Source organism: Shewanella sp. SR44-3 (assembly GCF_014163735.1).
GTDB lineage: Bacteria > Pseudomonadota > Gammaproteobacteria > Enterobacterales > Shewanellaceae > Shewanella.
On record NZ_JACJDV010000112.1, the window covers coordinates 1 to 484 of the forward strand.

Annotated in this window: 1 pseudogene; it reads right to left on the minus strand. The window is 39.5% G+C overall.

Annotation, left to right across the window (positions count from 1 at the left end):
* A pseudogene (locus H5073_RS18035) lies at nucleotides 1-484 on the minus strand (IS3 family transposase); the annotation flags it as partial.

Here is a 484-nt window from a genome sequence, read left to right on the forward strand (position 1 = left end):
ATCTAAATCAAGTAGTTCAGCCTGTATTCTTCGTTTGCCATACGTCGAGTGTGAGTCAGAGAAAGCTTGCTCTATTAATTGTATCTGAGCCTGTTTTTCAACGCTTTTGGGGATCGGTTTGTAATAGAGACTACAGCAACTGATCTCGAATACTCGGCACAATTCACTCATTCTAAAGCCTGGGTTTGCTTTCTTTACTTCGCGCATCATTTTAAGTTTTGATTGTCTCGAATGAAGAAAGCTGCAGCCTTTTTTAAGATATCATTATCCCTCATGGCTTGTTTTAATTGGGCTTCTAGAAGCTGTATTCTTCGTTGGTCTTCAGTTAATGCTTTGGCATTTTCTGGAGTTTTACCTGCTAATTCAGCTTGATACTGTACTTTCCATCTAGACACCGCAGATTTACCTGCACCTGACATATCTTCAATTTGCTTGTTGGTGTAACCCTGTTCGACCATCAGCTTGGCATATTCTAATTTTTGAA